We start from the raw sequence: 25,009 nt of genomic DNA, 5'->3' as shown, positions 1-25,009 counted from the left end.
GTTTCACTCCTGTTGCTGTTCTATGTAAGATAAATAGACGCTATTGATATCCGTTTAGTTACGTTTTATAGCCTTGGACTTGATCATCGCTTACATACACTTGACTGTAAATGACGCATCTAAGATAATTAGGGTTTCACTAAAAATAGCCGAAGAGGAAGATTTTACATTAGGAAGTGAGGTGATTGTCTTGAATTGGTTAAATGAACTCTCCAAATCACAGAAACGCAAACCGAAAAAGGAGCTCGAACGCTCACTTGTTGAAGGCATCTTTCGGGTGTATGACCGTTTCCCCCGAATGGGTCTTCGCGAGCGGATCGGGCAGCAGGATATGTCTCTCGATATCACGGATGCCTATGTTAACGGGCGAAATGCCATGATTGAAGCTGGCGTGGGTATCGGCAAGTCCTTTGGTTATCTCATCCCCAGTCTGCTCATTAATCAGGTATCACAACAGCCCATTATTATCGCCACATCCTCCATTCAGCTTTCGGAACAGATACATAAGGATCTTCGCGTCATCGGCAGCCGGCTCGGCTTCACTACAGTTCGCTCTGTCGTAGGTAAAGGCATGGGCCAGTATGCTTGCCGAAACAGGGCTGCGGAGTTGTTCGAGCCAGATGATCCAAATTCCCCCTTGTCCACCCTTGCTCAGCGAGTAATTAATTATGAAATTGATGAAAGAGCGGACATCCAAGGTGGAATTAGTGATACTGAATGGTCTAACGTGTCCGTAAATGATTGCCAATTCGAACGTTGTCATCATAAAAATGGATGCTTGTTTTACGAAATGCGTGCCAAAATTAATGCTAGGCCAAGCGAGATTGATTTTATTATTGTGAATCAAGATCTGCTCATCCGGGATCTGATGAAGAAAAAAGAAGGAACAAGGGGCATTATTACAGAAAGACCGGCTCTAATCATCATTGATGAAGCCCATAATCTGGAGGCCAAAGTTAGAGACGCAAGAACGCTCGAGTTCACGTTAAGAGGCATCTGCCGTACACTGGACAACACGGTACAATTGCTCATGAAGCAGTCTATGGACAAGACTCTCCTTTCCCAATCCAAATTCATCAAAAGATGTACTCAGCATATTTTCAAACAAATCGAGGCTGACCTGCTCCGAGAGGCCAAACAGGATAGTGACCGTATCAAGATTGCTGAGATGCAAGGCATACCATTTCGCCAAGTCTCCCAACATTTGAAGGACCTTAGTCTTCGCTTATCGGTTCTGACTTCACGCAACGAGCGCGAGATTGACGAAGTTTATGAAGCGATGAACGGGCTTATATCTCTCATGGATGTTTTGGCTAACACAGATGATAATCATCTTAGTTGGGCAAGTAGAACACTTCGGGCAACCACAATCAGCATCTGTCCCAAAGATATAAGCCAGTTTCTAAAACATACGTTATTTAACGGCAAAACGTCTGTGATTCTCACGTCGGCCACGATGTGTCAAGGCGGAGAAACGCTGGAGGAACAATATTCTTATTTAACACAATCGCTTGGTTACAGGGGCGATTATATGGACCGCAAACCCTCTCCATTTGATTACACGAACCATGCCATGATGTACATCTCGAACAAGGTTCCAACCTATCATTACGATCATCGCGAGCTGTATCTTGAAGCAGCCTACCACGAAATGATTCAACTCTGTAATTTAACCCAAGGTAGAACTTTGGTCCTTTTTTCTGCCAAGGAAGACATGAAGTATATTCATCAGAAGCTGATCTCAGATAAGGGTAAATATCCATGGGCGGTACATGTTCAGAAGGAGGGATCTTCCCAAGATGGGGTAATCGCAGAATTCCGCCGAAGTAAAGGTGTCTTGCTTAGTACAGGCGTTTTCTGGGAAGGTGTAAATATTGAGGGTCCTGACCTGTCGCAAGTCATTGTTTTTCGTCTGCCCTTCCATGTTCCGTCCGATCCCATCTATGCGTATAAGGCCACTGTATCCGACAATTCGTTCATGGACGTCTTTGTACCGGACATGCTTCTTCGGTTACGGCAAGGAACAGGACGATTGATTCGCAGCGAAACGGACCTTGGCGTGCTCAGCATCCTTGACTCTCGCCTCAGCGAAGCAGCCAGGAAGAATTACCGGGAACAGGTGCTGGAAACATTACCTTTTAAAAAGGTGACAGAGGATTTTTCGATATTGAAGAAATTTGTCCACGAAAAGGACATTAAACAGTAAGTTTGAAATGGGATACTACTGTTAACGATTGGTTGCGGACACTCATTAAAGAGTCGCATTATGGGCGTTCAACATAAAAAAGCTGATACGGTCTTGTCACCCGCATCAGCTTTTCAGTTTACAATCCAACAAGGGAATGTACCTTGGCAATTACTTCTCTATATACATTGTCTCTATTTCGTTGCACGTTATGCCCATCATCGTAAGGTCTGCCGGGGCAACTTCATCCCCAGATGAGCAGTGAATATTGATTTACTCCTCATACTCCTTAATAACCTGCTCAATCCCCATCAAAATCAGCTTTAAACCAAATTCAAAAGCCTGATCGGTCCCCATTACCTCAAAAAGTCCACTTTTGTACATTCCTCGGAAAAGTCCTGCTTCTGCCTCTGTCATGGAGTCCAGAAGTTCGTTCATCTGCCCGCCCGGAGCCATTCCCTCATCCTCCAGCATCACGGCGATATTACGCTGATGTTGATAATCATCCAAAACGAAATAGAACACATAGTTTGTAAGCGTTATAACGGCTTGCAATTTCTGCTCTTGCTCAAGTGGTGTCGATTCTACGCAAAGCAACATACGGTTGGTGAATCGGATCATGTCAGGTTCATGGGGCAGCGTCATCATCATGAGCTGCGTCGAGCAGGGATAGCGACTCAACACGCTTCGAATGGTTATGGCTAGTTCCTCCAACTGCTCTTTCCAATTCCCCTCCGAATTGAATTCCTCCAAAATGATTTTCGATATCTGGTTAGCCAGTCGTTGATAGAGATTCTGCTTGCTCTTGAAATACCAATAAATAGAAGGCGCCTGAATCCCCAGACGATCGGCTAATCGTCTCATGCTGAATTTCTCGATGCCCTCTTCTCCCAGAAGTCCCCACGATGCTTCCAATATTTTATCTTCCGAGATTTGTGGCTGTTGTTTTTTCATTAATATCCGCCCTTTATCTAACAGTGTAAGTTTTACTTTACAGGTTCATACGCTCATGATATCATCTTACACTGTAAGGCACAAACTAACACTGTTAGATTGTCAGCAATACTAAATTACATGAAGAAGGTAGTGACCCACATGGATGCAGAAAACCTCCATTATTTTGAAAAGGCTCCAATCACCAAAGCCGTAGCTCACTTTGCCATCCCGATGATGCTCGGCACGTCAATGAACGTCATATACTCCATCTTGAACGCCTATTTCCTCGGTACGCTGGGCAATACTGCGATGTTAACCGCTCTTGCGCTAACTTTGCCTTTGTTTGCCGCCATCATGGCGTTAGGTAACTTGATTGGCATAGGCAGCGGTACCTTTATTTCCCGTTTGCTGGGCGAGCAGAAATATGATGACGTAAAACATGTGTCTTCCTTTGCGTTCTACAGCAGTTTAGCTCTCGGTTTGCTGGTCATGGCCATCGGTCTTCCATTGATCGATCCCATCGTTCATGGTCTAGGTGCAACAACAGAATCATTTGGATTCACAAAAGAGTATGTCACCGTTATGCTGCTTGGCTCGCCATTTGTAATCCTGTTTTTCACACTGGAAAATATCGTACGCTCCGAAGGATCGGCCATCACGTCAATGGTCGGCATGATCCTCAGTGTGGTCGTAAACATCATACTTGATGCGGTAGTCATCTACGTCTTTCACTGGGGCGTTATTGGTGTAGCCTCTGCTACCGTGATTTCCAACCTGGTTGCGAGTGCATTCTACGCCTTTCATATGGGGAATAAAAGCCGTTTACTCACCATTTCTGCCAAATGGTTTAAGGCAAGCAAAGACATCCTGAGCAATGTATTCAAAATTGGTGTTCCTGTCTTTATCATGAGTATCTTCCTGGGGGCCATGTCACTTTTCTTGAACCATTTTCTTGCCGACTATGGGGATCAGGCTGTAGCGGGTTACGGGATTGCATCACGTTTGCTGCAGTTTCCTGAATTCATTTTGATGGGATTATGTGAAGGAGTTGTGCCACTGATTGCTTTTACGTTTACGGCGAACAGGCTGCGTATGAAACAAACCATTGGATTTACGATTAAAAGCATTCTCGTTCTAGCCGCCGGGTTCGGCATCATCGTTTATCTGATCTCCGATCATTTAATCGGACTATTCACGAATGATCCGCAGCTCATTGAAATGGGAAGCTATATTCTGCATGTGACATTTCTGTCCCTGTTCATCTCAGGAATGACGACGCTGTTCACAGGCATTTTCCAGGCAACTGCCCAAGGAACCGCCGCATTTGTTATGTCCATTATTCAAGGAGTTACATTGATTCCTGTGCTTTTCATCGCCAATTATATGAGCGGCTTCCATGGCGTGGTCTGGTCACTAGTTATTGCGGATGCTGTTGCTTTCCTCGTTGGTGCTGCCATGTTGTTTATGCTGCGGAATAAACTGCAGCCTGAACTGGAACACCTTGTACAGTAGTATTCATTATTGGTTATTAGTGAAGCAAGGTCAGAATTCTACAAAACAAAAATAAGCCGCTTAAATAGCGACTTATTTTTGTATGATTCTAGTGTACATTTTTACAATGCACTTTTGTTTCTATCCATTTACGGATTTGTTGACCATAGCCCCGCATGCTTCAACAATACGCGTGGGTGCAGCTTCAGTTGTGCCACGATCAGGTCTGCCAGATCTTCAGGCTGCATCACCTTGTCCGGATTGCCGTCCGTCAACTTGAGCTCGACTGCCATATCCGTAGCAACAGTGCTAGGAGTCAGAGCCGTAACACGAATGTTTTTCTTACGTACTTCAAGCATCAAAGACTCGGTGAGTCCATTCACAGCTGCCTTGGATGCAGTATACGCGCTCGTAAGCGGCGCACCTTTTTGTCCAGCCGTAGATGAAATGTTAATGATATCGCCTGTGTTGCGCTCCATCATTTCTGGCAATACCGCACGGGTCGTGTAATATACACCTTTCACATTGACATCAATAATATTGGTCCATTCTTCCGGTGTTAACTCCATGAATCCGCCGAATTTGCCGATACCCGCATTGTTGATCAGAATATCGATCGCTCCGAGCTCTCCCCGCACAGACTCTACTGCTGCTGTAATGGAATCCAGATCGGTCACATCTGCTGCAGCAATCGCTACGTTCACATTGTACGGTTTAAGTTCTTCCTTGACCTTTTGCAAATTCTCAAGTGTCCGGCCTACAAGACCTACGTGAATGCCCTCTTGTGCAAATGCAATGGCAATCGCGCGACCAATCCCGCGACCTGCTCCTGTAATTAATGCTACTTTTCCTGCTATGGACTGCATATTATTGTTCGCTCCTTCGATTAGTAGATAAGTTAAATGGAATTACAAACCTAGCGTTAAAAACAATCGTTCTCAACTTCTATTCCATTCTAACTGCCCTTACTTTAAATGAAAAGCATGCACTTTTTGGTGCGGTGGTTACCAAACGGTAACTGCCACATCCATTTACTTGCTTTCTTCCTTAAGCTGACTTAGCCGATTCAGACCCCAAGTATACATCATTTCCACAATGGGCAGTATGCTCATTCCTACTTCTGTCATCGAATATTCAACCTTGGGAGGGACATCCGGATAGACTTCTCGATGAACGATGCCATCCTCAATTAGCTCACGCAGCTGGCTTGTCAACATTTTATGTGAAATTTTAGGAAAGAGCTTTTGTAAATCGCTAAACCGATGAGGTCCTTCTACTCCCAAATGCCATAAAATAACCACTTTCCACTTGCCGCTAAGAATTGATAATGTATACTCTTTCTCGCAATGGTAATCCTTTTGGGCTAATCGATCCCGGATATCTTGTCTCAGCGAATCTGTCATGTCTTATCATTCCTTTATTGTATTAAACATTAGTTGGACAAGAAGTTGCCTTCATGCATCAACAGCATATTATTTAGCAACCCTTCTATTATACCACCACAAGTTTGTATAAAAGAAGATAACATGATTCGGATGTGAACAAGAATAACGAAGAGAAATTAAAAAGAGACATTGGCTGCTGGTAAGACATATTTTTTTCTCAAACGTCTGTTGCAAAAAAAAATAAAAAAACCAAAGAAGCAGTAAATCTCTAAGTTTTATTACATATATTTACAAAATTTGATACCTGTGCTATGTTTGTTTTGAAAGCGCATCCATGACTGGTTTTATTGACAATTCTTGATCTTATTTCACAATGAAAAGGGAGATGGAAATGAAAAATCAGCTCACAAAGGCAAGCGCACTAATGTTGGTATTTGTCCTCATGTTTGGTTGGATGAACACGCCTGTTCATGCAGATCCTCCTCTATTCACAATTGAAAGCGAAAATGCTCAGCTGACGTCCGATCTGCAAGTCGTTACTGAAATTTACGGACAACCCAAACCTGGCTTCTCTGGAAGCGGATTTGTCTGGATGCAGAATTCCGGTACGATCACCTTCAACGTTACTGTTCCTGAAACCGGTATGTACGCTATCTCCACTCAGTACATGCAAGAGTTGAGCCCTGATGGAAGACTTCAATATTTAACCGTTAACGGCGTGACCAAAGGGTCGCACATGCTGCCCTATTCGACAGCATGGTCGAATTACGACTTCGGATTTCACAAGCTGAATCAAGGGATCAATACCATCCAAGTTAAAGCAGGCTGGGGCTTTGCTTATTTTGACACCTTCACTGTAGATCACGCCGATCTCGATCCTCTGGATGTACAGCCTGTTCTCACCGATCCTGAGGCTACACCCGAAACCCAGCTTTTAATGAACTATTTGACAGAAGTTTACGGCAACCATATTATTTCTGGACAGCAAGAGATTTACGGAGGCGGTAATAATGGAGATACCGAATTGGAGTTTGAATGGATTCACGACCTTTCCGGTAAATATCCGGCCATTCGAGGTTTCGATTTTATGAATTATAATCCTTTATATGGTTGGGAGGACGGCACAACCGATCGCATGATCGACTGGGTTAATAACCGAGGTGGGATTGCTACAGCTGCATGGCATATCAATGTTCCTCGCCAATTCGACACCTATCAACTCGGAGAATTCGTTGATTGGAAAGAAGCAACCTACAAACCGACCGAAACTAATTTTAATACGGCGAATGCAGTCATTCCTGGAACGAAAGAATATGAATACGTGATGCTGACCATTGCGGATTTGGCGGAGCAGCTGCAGATTTTACAGGATCATGACGTGCCTGTTATTTTCCGGCCTTACCATGAGGCTGAAGGTAATGGCGGGTTAAATGGCGAAGGAGCCTGGTTTTGGTGGGCTTCGGCTGGCGCAGATGTATATAAGCAGCTATGGGACCTTTTATATACCGAGCTCACGGAAACTTATGATCTGCACAACTTGATCTGGACTTACAACAGCTACGTTTATAGCACATCCCCTGCTTGGTATCCTGGCGACGACCAGGTGGATCTGGTCGGCTATGACAAATACAATACGATTTACAATCGATATGATGGTTTGTCCGGCGTTCCCAATGAAGATGCGATTACATCGATATTTTATCAGCTTGTTGATTTGACAGGCGGCCAAAAGATGGTGGCCATGACGGAGAATGACACGGTTCCAAGCGTACAGAATCTGATGGAGGAAAAATCGGGATGGCTCTACTTCTGCCCTTGGTACGGAGAACATCTGATGAGTTCTGCATTCAACAATCCGGCCACTCTCAAAACACTTTACCAAAGTGATTATGTCATTACGCTCGATGAGCTGCCAAATTTAAAGGTGGGTACCGGAGCACCAAGAGTCTCCATTACTCCTGCAGACAATGAATGAATAGAACGAAGAAAAAATGAATACCTGGAAAATGTATTTAAACGAATGTTCGGAAGCTTTCTAAACGAGCTTCCGAACAATACATAGCATGCCCTTCCGCCCAATAAGCGGAAGGGCATGCTTCATGCTGCAAGTAGGATTTCAATTGTAGCATTTCTGCTCCAATCAAAATTCACCCTCTTAACTATTAACGTCATGAAGCAGCCAAATCCACCATGAGAAGGTTGAGAATCACTCCGGGCATATATTACAATTAAATCTAGAGCTATGAATCCCAAAGGAGGCGCTAACATGCTTGAAAGACCAACGACAGAGGAGTATGCAGCTTATTATGAAGGATACATAAAACTGGTTCCCGAAGGGAATATCATCGAACGGTTGGAGCAGCAATCCAATATCGTACATACCCTTCTGTCCTCATTGACTGAGGAGCAAGCCAATTACCGTTATGCTGAAGGCAAGTGGAGCGTAAAAGAGGTCATTGGCCACCTGACGGATAACGAACGTATCATGAGCAGCAGACTGCTTCGCATCGCCAGAGGCGACCAAGCAAATCATCCCGGTTACGATCAGGATGTCCTTATGCAAAGTCATCCCTTTGATGCGTACACCGTAGCCGATCTGAACGAAGAATATACGGTCGCACGTCGCTCGACCCTTCTTATGCTCAGTCATATCACGCCGGAAGCTTGGCTGCGTAAAGGAATTGTTAGTGATAACCCAGCTTCGGCTCGATCCATTGCTTATGTTTTGGTTGGACATGAACTGCACCATCTATCGATTCTACGCGATCGTTATGCTGTAGATGTGCCATTATAATTAACTCAACTTTTGGAAGTGAATCCCCATTATGGTTATTGGACAGACGTTGAACCTTCGTTCCCTGAAGATATCAACATCTGTCCATCATCCTTTAATCCGTCCATCTACGCTTACGTTGATTCCCTATTATTTACCTTTCAAAAGAGATTGAATTTGTATCCTTATTCAATGTTAATGCAGAGTAATTATTCAGTATCGGCATATCGCCTTCCCATTCAATCGGTAGCACCACATAGCTGGATTGAAAATAATCTGCTCCATTCCAACGGTCCGCAAAGTACAGATATTCCTGTTCGGATCGCTTCAGTACAAAAGACGGCTGCGTGTGATATGTCGTTTCGTCACCGAAATTCCTCAGCATCCCCCACGGTCCATCCATAGTTTCCGCCACTGCTACCTTCCCTTGATTCGGATCCCAACCCGTACAAAAAGAGGTTAGCATGTAGTATTTCCCATTCCGCTTGAAAACCGCCGGCGCCTCCCGATACTCCCCCTGCCACAACTTTCCGATCAGACTGTCGACATTCAGGTAATCCTGCTGCAGACGATAGATATGAAGATCCGCATTATCTCTGGCAGCTGATATAAAGTAGGCAGTCCCGTCATCATCCTGAAAGAGCGTACAGTCACGCGACATATAACCATATGGATTGAAGCTGCCATGATAGATGAAATGGCTATCTGGATAATCGGATGTGGCAATGGCACATGCAGCATCATTATAATTCGTTCCGTTCTCATAGTGGACCCATAGTACAAACTTTTTAGTTTCCTGATTAAACAGCACTTTGGGCCGTTCGAGGTTCACTTTTCCGACCCTGTCATTCATTAATTTCATGTTGGTTCGTACCCTGATGGGGGCAGCCGGAGTGGAAGTCGTAAGGATATGATTTCGAAACTCCCAATTGAACAGATCTCTGGAACGGTAACAACTGACATAAATATCATCTCTGCGGTCTTCCCCATACCAGTAATAATAATGATCATGGAACAACATATGTCCACCATGGGCATGGATCGGCTGACCACTTATATCACGCCAGATGGTTCCATTGGTTAATTGATGATTATTCAAACCGTTATCCCTCTCTTCTATTTGTTTTTCAGGTTGGAGTATTTGCTATTCTTCATCTGCTCCAAATACCTTCACTTCCCACAACCTTGGTGTATACCAGTTGTTCGGGTTGTTATGGAGCTGAGCATTCACCATATGGATTCTTACATATCTCGCCGTACTTGATAACGTATCCGAGGTGAAACCGTAAGAGGTATTATTGGTACGATCCAATGCTTCAGTCCAATTTACATTGTCTGTACTTGTCTCAATTTTATATTTGTAAAACCCTTCAGAGCCTTTTTGCATCCACCAGGAAATTTGTACATTATGAATCTCTTGAACCGAACCGAGGTCTACCTTCCACCAATGTGGCCAGGAACTGCCTGTACCGATCCATTCCGTTTGATAGTTGCCATCGTTCGCATAATTCGCCGGGTTCGTCCCCGTAGCCGTTTGCGCTGTTGCTGGTTTGCCTTGGGACAGCAGCTTTCCGTCCTGGACAGGGACTACGACATCATCGTTCGCACTGTAGAGGACTTGATCGAAATAGTCATAGAATGCGTAACCATTGGAGAAGGAAACGGGAAGAAGCCGCTCCTCTGTTGTTCCGTTTTCCGTGCCAGCCCAGCCGAACATCCATCGATAAGCAACCATAACCACTTGGTTACCCGTGTTTGATTTTACCCGCATGACAGAACCCGATTGTGCCGAGAAGGTTGACGTGTTGCCTATCGTTCGTAATTCAGACCACTCTCCATCGATGCTTGAAGCGGAGGAATACATAGGTATACTCGGGTACCAACCCGCAGCTTGGGACGAGAACAAATAATAAACGCCATCCTTTTTGATCACTTTGGGCAGTTCCCGATGTTGATCCTGATAGATTACGGAAACCTGGTTTTCCACATCCAGCCAATCAGAGGTCAACTTGTACAAAATCGTATCTGAATTATTATTCGCTGTTGAGATCAAATAAGCTGAATCGTCGTCATCTTTGAAAATGGAGATATCCCGAGACTCATTCCCTTCTGGTCGAAAGCTTTTATGAAAGGTGAAGTTCTCTCCAGGCGTGGCAGAAGCTACTGACACCCTGGCAAGTGTGTAATCTGTGCTGTTCTCATAATGGGCCCAAAATACGAATTTGTTCGTGGGAGCATGGTATAAGACATTAATCCCTTCGAATTTGGAATTCGCCAAGTCCGGATGATCCGTGTAGGAAAGTACCACCTTGTCATTCCCATAAGTGATATCGTCAGTTGACGTCTGTTGTATCATCTGGCCAAAGCCGCCTGAGGACTTTTGAACAAAATTAAATCTGTAGTAGGTATTCCCTACTTTTAGTTCATTCGGGAGGTTTAAAGTAGATTGGTTCGTATTATCAAAGGTTGTGAGGTTATCTGGAAGGGTGTGGGGTGCATATTCGGGCGAGACAGCAGAGGTTATCAAGGAGCTTCCGCCATATGCTTTCACTTGATATCTGTATGTGCTGCCTATGGTAAGGTCATAATCATCCATCGTTGTTCCGGTCAAGGTTTGCAATAAAATGAAGGGCTCATTGTTCTCGGATCGATATAATTCATATTCGTTTGCTCCATTAACAGGTGCCCAGTGTATTTTGGCATTGGACACTTCGGATGCGTTCTTAAGCACAAACAGTGTTGCTGCAATCTGGGTCCCCTCACTATCTTCAGCGTGAACGGTTTGAGCAGAGAATAATAGATGGCAAGTTAACACTATCAATGCAATCACAATAGCCGTCCCTCGTTTTTCTATAACCATGTCTCATCATCTCCTTTTTAGTAGACCAACCTTCCTTATGCCGGAAGGCTGATCTTGGTAGAGTGTGACTTTATTTCAACTTCATGAGTGCCATGACATCCGTCTCGCTGGCCTGGCTATACCACTCGTTTACTTCATCGATGACTTGGTCTCCGCCTTTTTCGTGCCACTGCTTCACAAAAGTATCAAATGCTTCAATTGGCTCATTGCCGTATATGATTTTGGTGAAGGTTTCTTGCTCCATGGTAGTCAGCTGCTCCCACACATTTTGCATCGTTGGCGTAGGTGGACCGTTAAACTCGTTTGGAAGCAGAACATCCCGGTTTTCATATGAAATGCGATATCCATCTTTGGTTGTTTGATCCTTAGAATCACTTTGGATGAGCACACCGGTATCGGCTTTGACACCGTTCGCCAGATCAAAATATGATTTTCCGGGACCATCTACACTCGGCGTATTTTTGGTGAACCCCATTTTCCCAACACTTTGTATCGCTTCCAGAGGTTTGTTGAATTTTTTCGGATCGAATGTCACCTCTTCATTGACGATATCGTAATCGTAACCCTGAGCGTAGCCATATTTGAAATCCCCCGTACTGAAGGCCGCATCGTACATTTTATCGTAGTACAGGAAGAATGCCTCCATGTTTTGGAATTCGTTATTGAACATGAATACGCCATCGTTTTGCTGAGCGGACTGATATGTCTTATCACCATTTACACCTTGAATGGTCGGGTAAGCTTGGATTTTGGCGCCCTCGATATTTTTCTCCACATCCTTCACACTGTCATAGAGCCAAGGACGTCCAATGATGATGCCTGCCTTGCCTTCGGTAAAATCGGATAATGCGTCCCATGCACCCTGAGTGGCCAGTTCTTTGTTCAAATACCCTTTGGCATACCAATCCCGCAGCTTGGCGAGTGCCTCCCTGTTGCCTTCAGCTACTGATCCATAGGTTAATTTGCCATTGTCGTTCACCCATTGCCGCGGAAGGTGTTTCCCTGTATATGCGCTGAAGATCATGACGGGATCACTGACCCAGCCCGTGTTGTAGGAATCCTTGCCCGAGAATGTAAACCCGTATGTGTCTTGCTTGCCGTTACCATCCGGGTCCTCCGTGGTAAATGCCGCAATGACGTTCTCAAACTCTTCTATGGTTGTTGGCGCTTTCATTTTAAATTTATCCAACCAGTCCTGACGGATCAGCATGACTTCGCCCTCCGTCAGATTCGGTGCGATCGCCATTCCGTAAACCTTCCCGTCCCTGACCACCGGATTGAACGTCGTTGGGTATTGTTTGTAAATCTCTCTCATCCGCTCTGGCATATAAGCTGCAATATCTTCCGTTATCTCTTTGACCCGGCCCGATTCGATCAAATCGTTGACTAGCATGGTGTCATACACCGGCAGGACATCAGGCAGCTTTTCGGAACCGGTTAACGCCAGCCGAAGCTTGGTATTATATTGGGAAGCATCGCCACCCAGCAGTGTGGTTTCGATCTTGATGCCCAGATTTTTTTCTCCCCAGCGGGTTAATACATTGTCATTCAAACTTTCACCATTGATATATTTGCCGGCATTTTCATCCTGTTGTTTCGCAATCGTAATCTTGAATGGAGGATCGTATTTTCCGTCCTTAAGCACCGATGTCGGTGCAGATTCAGTACTGTTCTCTCCTTGGCTGCATCCAGCCACAAGCAAAGCGGACAGGATTACCAAGCTAACCATTTTCCGAATCCTTATTTTTTCCTTCATTGAAACATGCCCCCTTCGTCCATATCGTACTGCTTGCTAATCATTCTACTGCTCCTAATCATGATGAAAACTACTCTTTCACAGCACCTAACACAATCCCCTTCACGAAGTAACGCTGCAAAAAAGGATAGACCAAAATAATAGGCAGCGTACTGACAAAAATTTGGGCTGCCTTGATGCTCTGCTCCGACATGGCCGCGACTTCAGACTGGCTCATCGCCATGTTCTGCATGTTGCTCTGCACCACAACCGTCTGCAGGAAGGAAGCCAGCGGATACCTGCTCGCATCCGACATGTATAAAATCCCGTCAAACCAGGAATTCCAATGTCCGACCATGATGAATAAAGATACGGTAGCGATTCCGGGCAGAGATAGCGGCAGATAGATTTTGCTAAGGATCACAAAGAAAGATGCTCCGTCAATGAATGCTGCTTCTTCCAGCGCTTTTGGAATCGTTTTGAAGAAATTAACGAGAAGTATGAGATTGTAAGCTCCGAAGGCTCCTGGCAGTACAAGGGCCCAGATCGTATCCTTCAACCCGAGGCTTGTCACCAAAATGTAAGAAGGTATCAGTCCCCCGGAGAAAAGCATGGTGAAGATAAAGAACCACATGAGTGCGTTGCGGCCCCGAAATTCCTTGGACAGAGCATATCCTGCACAGGTCAGGATAAACATGCTGATGGTGGTCCCCAAAACGGTTCGGGTGATGGATGTCAGCATTGCACCATTGAAATTGGAATTGTTAAACGTTTTTACATACGCATCCACGTTGAACCCGACCGGCCAAAATGACACCATATTACCGCTAATGGCCGCTTTGCTGCTGAGCGATTGCGCCAACAGATGAAGCAGTGGAAGAAAACACGCCAGACCGGCCAGTATCATGAACACGTAATTAAAATAGGAGAATACTCTATAACCTGTCGTCTTATGGTACATGATCCCTCTCCCTCTTGTTAGAATATTTTATAATTGGCATACTTATAGGCCAGCCTGTAGGATACGACGATCAGAATCAGGCTGATTCCCGATTTGAAGAGACCAACCGCTGTCCCGAATCCGTATTGCCCGTTTAACAAGGAAGAACGATAGACATAGGTGTCGATAATATCTCCCGTACTGTAGACAAGCGGGTTATACAAGTTGAAAACCTGATCAAATCCGGCGTCCAGAATGTTGCCCAGACTAAGTGTAGAGATGACGATAATCATCGGCAGCATGCTGGGCAAGGTGACGTATCGAATTTGCTGCCGGCGTGTGGCTCCGTCAATCTCAGCCGCTTCGTAATAGGAGGGATTGATTCCCGCAATGGTAGCCAAATAGACAATCATGCCAAAACCGAAGCTTTTCCAAACGTCACTCACAACGACAGTGTACCGAAAGAGATCCGGATCACCCAAAAAGTAAATCGGTTCGCTCTCAAACAACCAGTTCAATATTCGATTGATGCCTCCGTCTAATCCCAGAATATCAATCATCAGTCCCGCGACAGTGACCCAGGACAAAAAGTGCGGCAGATACACCAGTGTCTGTACACTTTTCTTAATCCCGATATTTCGTACCTCGCTCAGCAAAATAGCCATGATAATCGGAACGATAATACCGACGATAATTTTGGAAACCGCAATAATCAGCGTATTAACGATCGCTTGAGTTGCTTCGTCGTACTGGAAGATCCTTTCGAAATTTGCTAACCCGATCCACCGGGAACCCGAGATACCAAGCCATGGTTTGTAGTCCTGAAACGCCATGAGCAAGCCAACCATCGGCCCATACGAGAAGATACAGACAAATACGAAAGCGGGAAGACACAGTACATACAACGGCCAGCTTTTCCTGATTTCGGTTTTCCATGGACTACGCCTTTTAATCCTGGTTTTTACTTTTTCTGCGGATGTAACGGTGCCCATCTCATTAATGCTGCATACCTCCTTTATGACAAGTCCTGGAAATCAATCCTCCAATCAAGCTTAACAAAAGCGCTTTCATTCCAAAATGCCAAAATTTCAAGATCATCACCCCAGCCTGAACCACTTTAAACCGCTTTCATTTTAGCGTTGTGCCGCCCTTCCTCTTTTCGGTCGTTTGGCTTATATTAAAGTTAAATTGGTAGAGACCTTATTACTCCCAAGCTTATGGTCAGGAAAGGGAATCACGATGCTAAGAAAAATGTACATGAAGCGATTTATCTATTTCTTTGTTTTTTTTCTGCTGCTGACGTTAAGTTTATTTTTCGTGATGAACCGTTTGAGTTCCAAAACACTGGAGGACAATCTGATTGGAGCTTCCAAGAACCAGCTTGATTATGTGAAAGGCATTTTGGACGGAATTATGTATGAGGCTAACATGTACGGGGTCCAGTTTGCAGCCGACAGTGACGTCCGGTTTTATCAGAGCCAAGTGATTGAGCTGAGTAACTACGATTCCCAAATGAAGAAAAATGAAATCGTTGATCGCTTACGTCAAATTTTGCTTTCCAGCCGTTCGATTGAGTCCATCGGCATCTACTGGAAGTCTGAAGAATCGTTCCTGTCCACCAACAATACGCTGGAGGCAAGACTTCCGTTCAAGGAAGTTCAAGAACGGGGTTGGCGAATTTTCGAAGGCAGCCTGTATTACTTTGCCGTCTACCCTTATATCCAAAAAAACGGAAAAGTTGAACCTGCCCAATATGTCGTTGGCGTAAAACTGAAAACCGATTATTTGAAGAGCCTGCTCAAGAAGGCGGTCAACAATGACAGCTCGAATGCTTTTTTCCTGTTTAACCAACAGCAATTGTGGAGTGAAAAAGAAGTTGACAACGATTTATTGAAAGCGGTTAACAGCATGCTCACGCCCCAACCGGAGTCAACTGTAAAATATGATTATCATACCAAATCGGATGATTACTATGTTCTCTCAAGATACATTGAACCGATTGACGCCTACCTGATTACATACACACGTACGAATGATTTTCTGCAGCCGCTGGATCGCAATCGCAAAGTTTTCCTTGTGAGCATTTTAGCCGTTTTGACGCTCGGTTTGTTTGTTATCTTCACGTTTTACCGGAATTATTACCGAAACATTCGTCTGTTGGAGAAGAAGTTCTCACAGGTTGAACAAGGCAATCACAACACACGAATTACCGAGAACACCGATAAGGAATTCTACAGCCTATTCCGCAGTTTTAACCATATGGTTGCAGAGATCCAGGAGCTGTTCGTATCCTTGAAGACCGAAACAAATCTGAGAAGAAGTGCCGAATTAAAACAACTGCAAGCCCAGATTAATCCGCATTTTTTATACAACAGTTTGTTTTATATCATGTCGGTCGCCCAGTTTTCGCCGGATGCGGTCATGCGAATGAGCAAGCACCTGGCGGAATATTACCGCTATTTAACCAAATTGGACCGGCATGAGGTAACACTGGAGAGCGAGCTTCAGTTTGCGGAACATTTCCTGATCATCATGACACTCAGCAAAAAAATCGAGTACAAGATCGACTTGCCGTCCGAACTTGCCTCCCTTCCTCTGACGCCGCTGATCATTCAGCCTGTAGTCGAGAACGCCATTCAACATGGAATTGAAGGACGACAGGGAGCCCATCAGGTCACGATCGATGTCAAACGGACGCAAACTGCCATAACGATCAGGATCTCGGATGACGGAAAAGGGCTCTCACTGGAGGAAATCCACAGGCTCGAAACTCAGTTGGAGAGCGACACCCCCCCTGAAGGAATAAGAGGCGTCGGGCTCTGGAATGTAAACCGGCGTCTGAGAAATACGTACGGCGAGCTGAGCGGACTTCAATTTTCCACCAATGATTGGGGCGGCTTGTCAGTACTGATGCTGATCGATTTTTCTGCAGAGAAAGGAGAAACGTATGCGACTACTGATCGTGGATGATGGACACTACGTTGTGGAATATATGAAACACCTGCTTGATTGGAAGTCCTTCGGCATCCAGCAGATCGAGACGACGACCAATTCGATTGAAGCCAGAGAATGGTTGAACCAACGTCATGTAGATATTCTAATCACCGATATCCGAATGCCCGAGGTTTCGGGAATTGATCTGCTCCAACACATCCATCAACATAACTTGCTCACTAAAGTCATTATCCTTTCGGGCTACTCCCAGTTTGAATATGCGCAGCAAGGAATTCGTCTAGGTGCACTCGATTATTTGCTTAAACCAGTAGACAAGGATGATGTGGAGAAAGCCATGTATAAAGCCATCCATAATATAAAGAACACCACTCCACGTCCCGCCGTCCATTGGGAAAACTTCGATGGTTTGGGCTATCTGCTATCACTGCTTGGAGAAAATGAGACGTTGAGAACGGAATTCGAGGCTTATACCGACTTATTAGGAAGTCGCCTTTTTTGCTGCTTGAAAATGGAAAATTGCACACAAGCTGATATAGAAGATTTGCAGCACAAACTTGGAGATCAATGGACCTGTCTCGTCTGGTCTTCCGGAACGCAGCTGGTCGGTTTAGTTCCCGAAGAGGTTGCCGAGATGCTGATCACCAAACCGGACTGTACATTCTTATCCCCACCATTTTCAATAACCGACCGGAACGAATTCCGTCAGCTGTTTTACGAATTCTTCCTGGGTGAGTATGTGCAGTCTGCGGACTTTGGCGGGATATTTAATCTTTCTCCATCATGCGGGGATTGGGAGTCGGCGGGCAATATTATGAAAAGTTATGATCGAATCCAACTGCGAAAGGAAAAAATCCTCTTCCTGATGGAAACCATCCTTTATGTATATATGGTGGATAAAGAACGGAATCCTTCGGAGACTGCGGATTGGATATTCAATCGGCTTAGGGATCCGGACAAACTATGGCCGACACTCATGGATATAGTTAGCCAAATCAGGAACAACAAGCAAATGTCCATTCAAACGATCGTGAGTAAAGTGCAAAAATATATCGAAGACCATCTTTCACATGGTCTCAGTCTGGATGAGCTGGGAAAAGTGGCACACCTTCACCCTGTCTACCTTTCCAAACTGTTCAAACAGGAGACTGGAGAAAATGTGTCCAACTACATTTCCAAGAAGCGACTGGAGAAAGCCTCTCACCTCCTGCTGGATTCAGAACTCCGCATAGCCGATATTTCTCAAATGGTTGGCTACAAGAAAAATCAGTATTTTATCCAATTGTTCAAGGAAGAGTTCGGGGTTACCCCTTATCAATACCGCAGGAATATGGTCCATCAGTAAGGGGAACAGTACGTGGCTAGACTAGCTTGAAGAATCAACCCCCTCTTTACCCCAGCGATGCCTGAGTATTAGTAACTTTCTCATGTTTAACTCGATGTGCCCAACGATGAGCTGAACCTTAGAGCTGACTCTCAGCTCTAAGGTTCAGCTCATTTTTTGTTGCTTGATTACTTGCCATAAAGAGAAGAAACGATGTAGATCACATGATGTGACAAACATACAAATTTTCAATCAAGGTAATTTGATTATAATACTACCTTGACAGTCACAGTAGTATGACGTATTATACAATTGCGAGGTGATTACATGAGCCAAAACAAAATTACATCCGACCTACTACGCGGCCATACCGATACAATGATTTTACGGCTCTTATCCGAAGCTGACAGATATGGGTACGAGATTGTCAAAATGATTGCCGAGCGCTCAGGCGGTGAGTACGAATTAAAAGAAGCCACCATGTATTCCAGTGTTCGGCGACTTGAAGCGGAGGGTGATATCGAGTGGTATTGGGGCGATGAATCTCAAGGCGGACGCCGTAAGTATTTTAGAATTACCGAAAAAGGCAAAGCAACGCATGCCAGCAACAAAGAAAACTGGGAGTACGCGAAGCGCGTGCTTGAAAACTTATTATAAGGAGTGTTGAGGTTATGAATGAAAAGCTCACTCACTATTTGAACGGAGTCTTTGCACCGTACGATGGGGTAAAAAGTGTCACCGAATTAAAAGCAGATCTGCACTCCGATTTGCAAGAAAGGTTTCGTGACCTCAAGGCAGAGGGCAAAGATGATGAAACTGCTTTTGAGATGACCATTGAGAGCATCGGCGATATTGAACAGACCGTGCAGGAGGTTGCCAACCTCTCCCGTTCTCTGGAGCGGCAAGTAGTGACAAACTTTAACGCAAGTAACCTGTCAACGAGCGATTTTGCTGGTGTTACCGCACATAAAGGACAATTCAAGTCCAGTGCGCTGAGAGGCTCCAATTTCAGGGATGCAGATTTGACTGGTAGTTCTTTTTCTAGCAGCGATGTCCGGGATGCCAATTTTGACCGCGCCAATCTGACGGACTGCACCCTCTCTACACTGGACCTTGCAAATGCGAGCTTCAGACAATCCCTTCTTGTACGCACGAACTTCAGCAAGTCGGGTATGGACGGAGCCAAATTCACAGATGTCAGACTGACTGACGTTACGTTCTCCTTAACTGATCTTAGAAAAGCTATCTTCCATAACTGTATCTTCGACGGTGTGGAGTTCAAGTCTTCCGATCTGAGCGGGCAGCGTTTTGATGGGCAAACCTTTATCGGAGTCAAGTTTGAAAAGGTGGCATTGAACGAAGTTTCATTTCAGAACGCTACACTCAAAAACGTATCCTTTCCAACGTCTTCCTGGTCCAACAAGTATTATCGGGTGATCAAGACCGTCTGCTTTGACGGTGCGATGATGGATAAACTCACTTATGCTGCCCTCAAAGGCATGGAAGCCAATGTATCCAAAGTTACGGTTATCTAAGGAGGGGATCCCATGCAAAACAAGTCCATTCAAGTGATTGGCCTGCAAAAATCCTACAAACAGCTGCACGTCCTCAAGGGCGTGGATTTCGAAGTGGAAAAAGGCAGTATCTTCGCCCTTCTCGGCTCCAATGGTGCCGGCAAAACAACCGTTGTTAAAATTCTCACCACGCTGCTTCAAAAAGACAGCGGAACTGCTACCGTGAACGGATTCGATGTTGCAGCAAACCCTGACCATGTACGGCAGGCGATCAGCCTGACCGGACAATTTGCCGCCGTGGACGAAATTTTAACCGGACGGGAAAATCTGATCATGATTGCCAAACTGCGATATCTGCACAATCCGCGTCAGATTGCGGAAGATTTGCTTCAACGCTTTGGTCTAACGGATGCTGCGGACCGCAGGGTATCGACGTATTCGGGCGGGATGCGTCGCAGACTCGACATTGCTCTAAGCCTCGTGGGAAAACCACAGATTATTTTTCTCGACGAGCCAACGACCGGGCTAGATCCCGAAGCACGTATTGAGGTATGGAAAATTGTTAAAGAGCTGTCGGATAGCGGGACGACAGTATTTCTGACTACGCAGTATCTGGAGGAAGCTGAGCAGCTTGCTGACCGAATAGCCATTCTCCACGAGGGAAGAATTATCGCCAGCGGCACGCTCTCCGATCTGAAGAAGTTGATTCCAACCGCAAAAGTGGAGTACGTCGAAAAGCAGCCTACACTTGAAGATATATTCCTCGCAGTCATCGGCAAAAAGGAGGCCAATTAAATGGAAACGGTAAAAAAGCACTTTTTTAGTGATATGAGCGTGATGCTGGGACGTTCCTTGCGCCATATTCTTCGCAGCATGGACACCATTATTACGGTTACGATCATGCCCATTGCCTTCATGCTGCTGTTTGTCTATGTGTTTGGCGGTGCAATTCAAACCGGGACGGATAACTACGTCAATTATCTATTGCCCGGTATACTACTCATTGCGATTGCCAGCGGAATTTCTTACACGGCGTACCGTCTGTTTATTGATGTACAGCGGGGCATATTTGAACGGTTTCACTCCATGCCGATTTCACGTTCCACTTTATTATGGGGGCATGTCCTGACCTCACTGGTTTCTAACACTATCTCTGTTGTCGTCATCATATTAGTAGCACTTGTAATGGGCTTTCGCTCACCGGCTGGAATCCTCTCATGGCTTGGCGTTGCGGGCATACTCGCTCTGTTTACACTGGCATTAACCTGGGTCGCAGCGATTGCTGGACTGTCTGCAAAATCTGTGGATGGCGCAAGTGCGTTCTCCTACCCCATTATATTCCTTCCTTTTATCAGCTCTGCATTTGTACCAACTCAATCGATGCCTACGGTTGTTCGTGTCTTTGCCGAAAACCAACCAGTAACCTCCATTGTCGAAGCGATCCGTGCGCTGCTCTTAGATCAACCGGTAGGCAATGAGATATGGGTCGCTTTGGCATGGTGTGTCGGGGTCCTGCTGGTCGCATATATTCTTGCAATGAGAGTTTATAACAACAAGCGGGTGTAAAAAAATTCGTTCTCTGTATATTCCTCCTCCCTGTTTAAACTCGAATTCCACATGTAAATCACTATTTAATTCACTTACGTATTGTGCAGCAATTAAACAAAAAGGTCGTTGAAATCGATCCCTATCGGGTGATTTCACGATCTTTTATTGTAACCATTTGAGTCAATGAAACTTCCGCTGATTGTTCTATCTTTATCCTGTGTTATACTATAACACAAACCTATTTTGGGTAATTCTAGGAGGTTCCAAATGTTGCAAAGTATTAATATCCCAGGCTTAATCATTCTCATCCTAATCGTTTTATTAATTATATGGTTCGTTCGTAAACTGATGGCATCCTTACGCCGTTAGGTACGTGTCCTTGTCCTCGGACCGTGACACCTGCGGTACGCCTCAAAAAAAGCCGCTATATTAGCGACTTATATAGGGTATATATATATCTGTTACTCGACATGTCATGAATACTGGCTACTTATGACCATCGCTTGATCTAAAGGACTCCTGGGCTACGTATCGCTTTGCACGGTCGACAGTGAAACGAGAACTGGTCCTGCAAAAGCCGATGCCTCTTCCCCTTTTGGATTATGAAGCCGGAACAGAAAAGTGTCTCCTGCTTCAGACTTCCATACCATATAATCACTTATTCCTTCCTCACCGGAAGCTTGAAGATAGAGTTCCGCGAAACGTAAAGGATGTTCAACCAATTCGCCACTATAATCGGATACCTCACCAACTGTGCTGAGCTCCTCATTGCCTTCGGCTTTAAGCTGAGTCACATCGTAATTAGAAGGCAGCGGTTCAATGTCCACATAATAATCCGGATTACTGCTTAACGACAAGCGACCTGCTGCTTCATCGAAGGTGAATTTCTCAAAGACATACAAGGAAAATCCTTCGCCTTGCTTCAGATCCGCTTCCATGGACTGGTTTCCATCTGCTGTCATTAACTCAAAACTCTCTGACTCTGGACGAGTCGTTTCAGGAGCAGGCTCCTGCTCGGCGGGAAGAGGTGAAACCGATTCAGTTTCTGGAGTCATAGGATCCGGATTAGCGGTAGGCACCGCTTCGTCTGTACAAGCAGAAAGCATCAAAACCAGGATAACCATCGGAAAGTTCAGCCACAGAGCATAACGGGTTTTCAATGTGATCGCTCCTTTCGAAAGTAACCTAAGAATTTAAATCTGAATGATGATGTGCTCAACCCACACACGATCCAATTGTTCCTAATGTTGAGACAATATGTTATTACCCGTTATAGTGATCTACACTCAACCATTTTTCCTCCAAGCTCCCCGCACTTTAAGTTTAATGATTCATATAAAAAAAGCCGCTACTTAGCGACTTCAACTTCAAACGTACTTCTTTATCCCATTCTAGATCGACATGGTTACATGAATCAGTCTTCTACAGTTTGACGTTATTAAAAAATGACTGCCGGACAGGTTGTCCGGCAGTCATTCGCTTAACTCGTAGTATGCTTCTCTTCATATTCGCTTGATAATTCTTTAAGCGATCTGATTTTACCATGAGGATGCTGTTCTTGCTTTCGTGACTTCCAAGCAGCTTCCTGCCTTTTCTTCTGGCGAGCCATAAAAGATCTCCTCCTCAGGAAATTAGAGTGATACTACTTTTCTATGATGTGAATTATCACTGACTTTCATTCATGTACAGCTTCATCTCAATAATCCACCATTCAGAAATCACCAGCTCTTATTGAGCAGTGTATCCACCATCCACGATCAGGCTGTTTCCTGTCATGTAAGACGAATCATCACTGGCCAGGAACAGAACGGCCTTAGCCATTTCTTCCGCTTGACCGAGACGTTTCATCGGTGTAGCTGCCGAAAGAGCTTGTTTGCTCTCTTCAGGAATAATTGGTGTATCGATAAAACCTGGGCATAGTGCGTTGACGCGAATGTTTTTCTCTGCATATTCCAGAGCCAGCGAACGGGTCAAATTCACAACGCCGCCTTTGGCTGCATTGTAGGCTGCAGATCCAGGTGAACCAACCCATCCATACATCGATGCCGTATTAACGATTGTGCCTCCACCGATTTTGAGCATTTCACGAATCGATTCACGCGCAACCAGGAATACTCCGTCCAGGTCGACATTAACCGTATTACGCCACTCGGCATAGTCCAGCTCGTGCGATGGATGAACACGTCCGATTCCTGCGTTGTTGAACACGATGTCCACTTTGCCAAAAGCTTCAACGGTTTGTTTGAAAATTTCAGCAACCTCTTGTTCGCTTGTGATGTTGGCTTTGATGAATAGAGCCTCCGCGTTAAGCGCTTTCAGCTCCTGCTCAAACGCTTTGCCTTTTTCTTCATTTAAGTCCACAAGGACGACTTTAGCTCCTTCGGAAACGAATAGACGAGCTGTCGCTGCACCAATTCCGGATGCTCCTCCTGTGATCACTGCTACTTTGTCTTGTAGTTTGCTCATGACTATATCCTCCAGTATACTATTTTGAATAGCGCCTATATCAATAGTGCTATATGATGTTTACAAAACTAATTGTATGCTTAAAATTGTAACAATCCAATCATTAAGATAAAGCCAAGTGTCTACCTTCTAGACACTTCTCCACACAATGTCTAATTTTATAGGAGATTTTTTGAATGAATGATGAACTTATTGTGACTTCTCAACATCGTAATCGTACCAGAGAGCATCTCAAAACGGCTCTGATTCAGCTTATTAAGAAAAAAGGCTTCCATGCAGTGTCTGTCAAAGATATCGTCGACCAAGCGGGTTACAATCGAAGCACGTTTTATTTGCATTATCAGGATAAGTATCTCCTTGCCGAAGAGTTGCTGGTCATGAAGCTGGAAGGCTTAAAAGAAGCAACAGGTAAACCCTACTGGCACGGTCACAAGGTCTTTACAAACAAACTTAACGTGGAATCTTTTCAAATCGTGGATTATATTTATGAACACCGTGACTTCTTCGAATTAATCCAATATGATGATACGTTACCTGGTCTGCACACAGGCTTTCCACAAACCATGCTCAAAATTTATGAGGAGCAATTTGTATTCGAAACGATCAATAATACCCCTGTCAACATGGAGTATTTCAAGTACTATACAGCATACGGTTTTTTTGGACTATTAAACAATTGGATTTTAAGCGGATTCCGTGAGTCACGGGATGCGTTTATCCATAACGTGATTGAGCTCACCAAAACGCATATTCAATCTTTTCATTATGTGGGGAACAAGCTGGACTCTGATACCGAGTGAGCAGCTTAACTTAGAAACTACATACAAAAAGAGCCGCTTTTTAAGCGGCTTCTTATTTGAGTGCATGATGTCCTCCGATATGTTCTACTGTTCACTCCAT

At 44.8% G+C, this 25,009-nt stretch carries 22 protein-coding genes; 11 read left to right on the top strand and 11 right to left on the bottom strand.

Annotated features, from left to right (window positions below; all coding sequences use genetic code 11):
* The first annotated feature begins 190 nt into the window (after window positions 1–190).
* Window positions 191–2,206 carry an ATP-dependent DNA helicase gene (locus CHH60_RS00955; RefSeq protein ID WP_095357587.1) on the top strand — a complete coding sequence of 672 codons (2,016 nt, stop codon included), beginning with the start codon at window positions 191–193 and terminating at the stop codon, window positions 2,204–2,206.
* A 252-nt stretch (window positions 2,207–2,458) separates the two neighbouring features.
* On the opposite strand, the gene CHH60_RS00950 is transcribed toward CHH60_RS00955, so the two are convergent.
* Window positions 2,459–3,139 (bottom strand): TetR/AcrR family transcriptional regulator, encoded by a 681-nt coding sequence (locus tag CHH60_RS00950; RefSeq protein WP_095357451.1) that lies wholly within the window; start codon window positions 3,137–3,139, stop codon window positions 2,459–2,461.
* A 141-nt stretch (window positions 3,140–3,280) separates the two neighbouring features.
* Here CHH60_RS00950 and CHH60_RS00945 point away from each other — a divergent pair, with 141 nt between their 5' ends.
* On the top strand, window positions 3,281–4,633 hold the full coding sequence (locus tag CHH60_RS00945; protein WP_095357450.1) for an MATE family efflux transporter: 1,353 nt from the start codon (window positions 3,281–3,283) through the stop codon (window positions 4,631–4,633).
* Window positions 4,634–4,761: 128 nt separating this feature from the next.
* Here the strand turns inward: CHH60_RS00945 and CHH60_RS00940 are convergent, their stop codons facing one another.
* Window positions 4,762–5,478 (bottom strand): 3-ketoacyl-ACP reductase, encoded by a 717-nt coding sequence (locus tag CHH60_RS00940; protein ID WP_095357449.1) that lies wholly within the window; start codon window positions 5,476–5,478, stop codon window positions 4,762–4,764.
* Window positions 5,479–5,643: 165 nt separating this feature from the next.
* A complete protein-coding gene (locus CHH60_RS00935; protein ID WP_095357448.1) occupies window positions 5,644–6,015 on the bottom strand; it encodes a winged helix-turn-helix transcriptional regulator in 372 nt (123 codons plus the stop codon).
* A gap of 373 nt (window positions 6,016–6,388) precedes the next feature.
* On the opposite strand from CHH60_RS00935, the gene CHH60_RS00930 reads away from it, so the two are divergent.
* Together CHH60_RS00930 and CHH60_RS00925 are read left to right on the top strand one after the other, a co-directional pair.
* On the top strand, window positions 6,389–7,972 hold the full coding sequence (locus CHH60_RS00930; protein ID WP_255247757.1) for a glycosyl hydrolase: 1,584 nt from the start codon (window positions 6,389–6,391) through the stop codon (window positions 7,970–7,972).
* A gap of 291 nt (window positions 7,973–8,263) precedes the next feature.
* Window positions 8,264–8,791 carry a DinB family protein gene (locus tag CHH60_RS00925; protein WP_095357447.1) on the top strand — a complete coding sequence of 176 codons (528 nt, stop codon included), beginning with the start codon at window positions 8,264–8,266 and terminating at the stop codon, window positions 8,789–8,791.
* Window positions 8,792–8,924: 133 nt separating this feature from the next.
* Here the strand turns inward: CHH60_RS00925 and CHH60_RS00920 are convergent, their stop codons facing one another.
* The 5 genes from CHH60_RS00920 to CHH60_RS00900 all read right to left on the bottom strand — a co-directional run bounded on the left by CHH60_RS00920 (window position 8,925) and on the right by CHH60_RS00900 (window position 15,297).
* Window positions 8,925–9,869 carry a family 43 glycosylhydrolase gene (locus CHH60_RS00920; protein WP_095357446.1) on the bottom strand — a complete coding sequence of 315 codons (945 nt, stop codon included), beginning with the start codon at window positions 9,867–9,869 and terminating at the stop codon, window positions 8,925–8,927.
* Window positions 9,870–9,914: 45 nt separating this feature from the next.
* Window positions 9,915–11,630, bottom strand: a complete 1,716-nt coding sequence (locus CHH60_RS00915) for a discoidin domain-containing protein (RefSeq protein ID WP_095357445.1) — start codon at window positions 11,628–11,630, stop codon at window positions 9,915–9,917.
* A 70-nt stretch (window positions 11,631–11,700) separates the two neighbouring features.
* Window positions 11,701–13,386, bottom strand: a complete 1,686-nt coding sequence (locus CHH60_RS00910; protein WP_095357444.1) for a hypothetical protein — start codon at window positions 13,384–13,386, stop codon at window positions 11,701–11,703.
* A gap of 70 nt (window positions 13,387–13,456) precedes the next feature.
* Entirely contained in the window at window positions 13,457–14,326 is an 870-nt protein-coding gene (locus CHH60_RS00905) for a carbohydrate ABC transporter permease (RefSeq protein ID WP_095357443.1), read from the bottom strand.
* A gap of 17 nt (window positions 14,327–14,343) precedes the next feature.
* Window positions 14,344–15,297 carry an ABC transporter permease gene (locus CHH60_RS00900; RefSeq protein WP_095357442.1) on the bottom strand — a complete coding sequence of 318 codons (954 nt, stop codon included), beginning with the start codon at window positions 15,295–15,297 and terminating at the stop codon, window positions 14,344–14,346.
* Between the two features lie 265 nt (window positions 15,298–15,562).
* On the opposite strand from CHH60_RS00900, the gene CHH60_RS00895 reads away from it, so the two are divergent.
* The 6 genes from CHH60_RS00895 (at window position 15,563) to CHH60_RS00870 (ending at window position 21,661) form a co-directional block, all read left to right on the top strand.
* A complete protein-coding gene (locus tag CHH60_RS00895; protein WP_255247756.1) occupies window positions 15,563–17,275 on the top strand; it encodes a sensor histidine kinase in 1,713 nt (570 codons plus the stop codon).
* Window positions 17,253–18,602: a response regulator transcription factor gene (locus CHH60_RS00890; protein WP_095357440.1), complete on the top strand. Its 1,350-nt coding sequence runs from the start codon at window positions 17,253–17,255 to the stop codon at window positions 18,600–18,602. Before CHH60_RS00895 ends, CHH60_RS00890 begins: the two co-directional genes overlap by 23 nt.
* A 306-nt stretch (window positions 18,603–18,908) precedes the next feature.
* Window positions 18,909–19,238 (top strand): PadR family transcriptional regulator, encoded by a 330-nt coding sequence (locus CHH60_RS00885; protein ID WP_095286527.1) that lies wholly within the window; start codon window positions 18,909–18,911, stop codon window positions 19,236–19,238.
* A gap of 14 nt (window positions 19,239–19,252) precedes the next feature.
* Window positions 19,253–20,116, top strand: a complete 864-nt coding sequence (locus CHH60_RS00880) for a pentapeptide repeat-containing protein (RefSeq protein WP_095357439.1) — start codon at window positions 19,253–19,255, stop codon at window positions 20,114–20,116.
* 12 nt (window positions 20,117–20,128) lie between these two features.
* Window positions 20,129–20,890 (top strand): ABC transporter ATP-binding protein, encoded by a 762-nt coding sequence (locus CHH60_RS00875; protein WP_095357438.1) that lies wholly within the window; start codon window positions 20,129–20,131, stop codon window positions 20,888–20,890.
* Window positions 20,891–21,661, top strand: coding sequence for an ABC transporter permease (locus CHH60_RS00870; protein WP_095357437.1), 771 nt, complete (start codon window positions 20,891–20,893; stop codon window positions 21,659–21,661).
* Window positions 21,662–22,167: 506 nt separating this feature from the next.
* On the opposite strand, the gene CHH60_RS00865 is transcribed toward CHH60_RS00870, so the two are convergent.
* The 3 genes from CHH60_RS00865 to CHH60_RS00860 all read right to left on the bottom strand — a co-directional run bounded on the left by CHH60_RS00865 (window position 22,168) and on the right by CHH60_RS00860 (window position 24,109).
* Window positions 22,168–22,803 carry a hypothetical protein gene (locus CHH60_RS00865; RefSeq protein ID WP_095357436.1) on the bottom strand — a complete coding sequence of 212 codons (636 nt, stop codon included), beginning with the start codon at window positions 22,801–22,803 and terminating at the stop codon, window positions 22,168–22,170.
* Window positions 22,804–23,123: 320 nt separating this feature from the next.
* Complete coding sequence (locus CHH60_RS30145; RefSeq protein ID WP_220039431.1) at window positions 23,124–23,252, bottom strand: DUF6254 family protein; 129 nt, start codon at window positions 23,250–23,252, stop codon at window positions 23,124–23,126.
* A 119-nt stretch (window positions 23,253–23,371) separates the two neighbouring features.
* On the bottom strand, window positions 23,372–24,109 hold the full coding sequence (locus tag CHH60_RS00860; RefSeq protein ID WP_095357435.1) for an SDR family NAD(P)-dependent oxidoreductase: 738 nt from the start codon (window positions 24,107–24,109) through the stop codon (window positions 23,372–23,374).
* Window positions 24,110–24,285: 176 nt separating this feature from the next.
* Between CHH60_RS00860 and CHH60_RS00855 the strand changes: the two genes are divergently transcribed.
* Window positions 24,286–24,909 carry a TetR/AcrR family transcriptional regulator gene (locus CHH60_RS00855; RefSeq protein WP_095357434.1) on the top strand — a complete coding sequence of 208 codons (624 nt, stop codon included), beginning with the start codon at window positions 24,286–24,288 and terminating at the stop codon, window positions 24,907–24,909.
* The last annotated feature ends 100 nt before the right edge of the window (window positions 24,910–25,009 follow it).

Origin of the sequence: Paenibacillus sp. 7523-1 (assembly GCF_002276415.1) — a bacterium.
Classification (GTDB): Bacteria; Bacillota; Bacilli; order Paenibacillales; family Paenibacillaceae; genus Paenibacillus; species Paenibacillus illinoisensis_A.
The sequence above is the reverse complement of the archived record's forward strand: the minus strand, read 5'-3'. Positions and strand labels throughout refer to the sequence as shown.